Here is a 2,674-nt window from a genome sequence, read left to right as displayed (position 1 = left end):
CGGCGGCGAACCCCAGCCTCACGACGACGGCGCTCGCGCTGCGACTCGCGGCGCACCTCACCGCCTGACCGGCGGCATCCGCTCGCGGGCGCGTACGCTGGTCGTGTGAGCGCGTACGTCTCTGCGTTCGAGCTGTTCTCCATCGGTGTGGGACCCTCGAGCTCCCACACGGTCGGCCCCATGCGGGCCGCCCTCGACTTCGTCGGACGGCTGCGCGAGACGGGCGGTCTGCCCGTCACGGCGCGGGTCACGTGCGCGCTGTACGGCTCGCTCGGCGCGACCGGCATCGGCCACGGCACCCCGGATGCCGTCGTCGCGGGCCTCATGGGGCTGGCGCCCGAGACGGCCGATCCCGCGGCGGTGCGCGCGGCGTGGACCGACTGGCCGGACGGACGGCTCCTGCCCCTCGACGGGTCGACGCCGGTGCCCTTCCGCAAGGAGGACGTCGAGTTCGCGCCGCGGACGCGGCTGCCCGGCCACCCCAACGCGATGACGCTGACCGCGTGGGACGCCACCGGCTCCGTCGTCGCCCACGACACCTACTACTCGATCGGCGGAGGGTTCATCCGTCGCGACGGCGAGGCGCCGCGCGTGGCCGAGCGTCCGTTCCCGCTGCAGTTCGACAGCGCCGGCGAGCTGCTGGCCCTGTGCGACGAGCTCGGCATCACGATCGCCGACGCCGCGCGACGCAACGAGGAGTCGCTGCGGAGCGAGTCCGAGGTCGCCGCGGGCCTCGACGCGATCTGGGCGGCGATGTCCGGATGCGTCGAGGCGGGCCTGCAGGCGGACGGCGTGCTGCCCGGGATGCTGAAGGTCAAGCGGCGCGCGAACGCGATCCGCACGCAGCTCGAGGCCGCCGAGGCCGACGGCCGCCGCGAGCTCCCGGGCGAGTGGCTGGGCGCCTTCGCGCTCGCCGTCAACGAGGAGAACGCCGCCGGCGGCCGCGTGGTCACGGCGCCCACGAACGGCGCCGCCGGCATCGTCCCCGCCGTCGCGATGTACTGGTGGCGCTTCCTCGCCGACTCGGGGCTCGGCGCCGGCAACGCCGTGACCCCCTACGGCGAGCTCGTCGGCAGCGCCCTGCTGGGCTTCGGATCGGACGTGCACCCGGGCGCGGACGCGACCGGCCCGACCGCGGTCGACGAGGCCGGCGTCGCCGAGGCGAACCGTCTGCGCGGCATCCGTCGCTACCTGCTCACCGCGACCGCGCTCGGCTCGCTCTTCAAGGCGAACGCGTCCATCTCGGGCGCCGAGGGCGGGTGCCAGGCCGAGGTCGGCTCGGCGTGCGCGATGGCCGCGGGCGGCCTCACCGCCGTCATGGGCGGCACCAACCGGCAGATCGAGAACGCCGCCGAGATCGCGATGGAGCACCACCTCGGCCTCACGTGCGACCCCGTCGGGGGGCTCGTGCAGATCCCGTGCATCGAGCGCAACGCGATCGCCTCCTCCACCGCGGTGACGGCCGCGCGGCTCGCCCTGCGCGGCGACGGCTCGCACTACGTGCCGCTCGACACCGTCGTCGAGACGATGCGGCAGACCGGCATCGACATGTCCACGAAGTACAAGGAGACGAGCGAGGGCGGACTCGCCGTCAACGTCATCGAGTGCTGACGCGGCGCTCGGGACGGGGTCACGGGGGATGCCCCGGATGGGCGCGCCGCCATGCCCGACTCACTGGCACTCTCGGGGGTAGAGTGCTAATCTGACGGTAGTTGAGTCGATGAGGCTCAACTTTGGAACTCAATCGACAAGGAGGCACTCATGGCCACGTACGACCCCTTCCGTGACCTCGACCGTCTGGCGTCGAGCTTCTTCGACGCCCGCCGCGGCCCGCGTCGCATGCCCATGGATCTCTACCGCGACGGCGACCACTACGTCCTCAGCGCCGACCTGCCGGGCATCGATCCGGGGTCCGTCGACATCGACGTGGACGGCCAGCTGCTCACGATCCGCGCCGAGCGCACGCTGGCGTCGGGCGAGGGCGTGAAGTGGATCACGCGAGAGCGCGAGGCGGCCACCTTCGTGCGCCAGCTCAACCTCGGCCAGGGCATCGACACCGAGCACATCTCGGCCGGCTACGCCAACGGTGTGCTCAGCGTGACGATCCCGGTGAGCGAGAAGGCGAAGCCGCGCAAGATCGAGGTGGTGTCCGAGGCGGGTCCCTCGACCATCACCGCCCACGAGAGCGGCGCGGAGCCGCGTCTCATCGAGCAGTGACGAGCGGGCGGCCCCGACCCTCGAGGGTCGGGGCCGCCCGCCCTCGATGCCGTGGCCGGATCGGCCGGCTACACCTGTCGGCGGATGAAGCGCATGAGCCCGACGATGATCGCGATCACGATGATCACGAGGCCGAGCCACAGCAGGAACTTCGCCGCTTCGACGAAGATGCCGACGAGCAGCAGGCCGAGTCCGATCAAGAGCAGGATTCCCGCGAGAGCTACCATGCCCCCACTGTGCGCCGGCTCGCGGCTCCGGTCACGAGCCTGTACATCGACCCGGCCGAGGGCTACTATGCGGCCGTGCCGCGACGGGTGCCGCGCGACCTCGTAGGCTGACGCCATGGCCCAGCATCGCGAGCGCGCCGAGCACGACCACGCCAGTGCGCCGCGGCGCCGCGGGCGCCCTCGCGCGGCCGGTCGTGGCGACACGCGCGCGCGCATCCTCCGCGCCGCGG

At 72.8% G+C, this 2,674-nt stretch carries 3 protein-coding genes; 2 read left to right on the top strand and 1 reads right to left on the bottom strand.

Going from position 1 to position 2,674, the window contains the following annotated elements; all coding sequences use genetic code 11:
- The first annotated feature begins 105 nt into the window (after positions 1-105).
- The gene (locus WML84_RS14715) at positions 106-1,611 is read left to right on the top strand and encodes an L-serine ammonia-lyase, iron-sulfur-dependent, subunit alpha (RefSeq protein WP_347346884.1); all 1,506 of its coding nucleotides are present in this window, start codon (positions 106-108) and stop codon (positions 1,609-1,611) included.
- A gap of 150 nt (positions 1,612-1,761) precedes the next feature.
- Entirely contained in the window at positions 1,762-2,217 is a 456-nt protein-coding gene (locus tag WML84_RS14710) for an Hsp20/alpha crystallin family protein (RefSeq protein WP_347346883.1), read from the top strand.
- 68 nt (positions 2,218-2,285) lie between these two features.
- Here WML84_RS14710 and WML84_RS14705 read toward each other — a convergent pair whose 3' ends face one another.
- Entirely contained in the window at positions 2,286-2,444 is a 159-nt protein-coding gene (locus tag WML84_RS14705) for a hypothetical protein (protein WP_347346882.1), read from the bottom strand.
- Positions 2,445-2,674 lie beyond the last annotated feature (230 nt).

It is taken from the genome of Microbacterium sp. (genome assembly GCF_039812165.1).
Taxonomy (GTDB): Bacteria; Actinomycetota; Actinomycetes; order Actinomycetales; family Microbacteriaceae; genus Microbacterium.
The sequence above is the reverse complement of the archived record's forward strand: the minus strand, read 5'-3'. Positions and strand labels throughout refer to the sequence as shown.

Bases quoted from the DNA above. Each gene is read 5' to 3' on its own strand.
- WML84_RS14710 (WP_347346883.1), top strand. From the start codon at position 1,762: ATGGCCACGTACGACCCCTTCCGTGACCTCGACCGTCTGGCGTCGAGC.
- WML84_RS14705 (WP_347346882.1), bottom strand. From the start codon at position 2,444: ATGGTAGCTCTCGCGGGAATCCTGCTCTTGATCGGACTCGGCCTGCTG.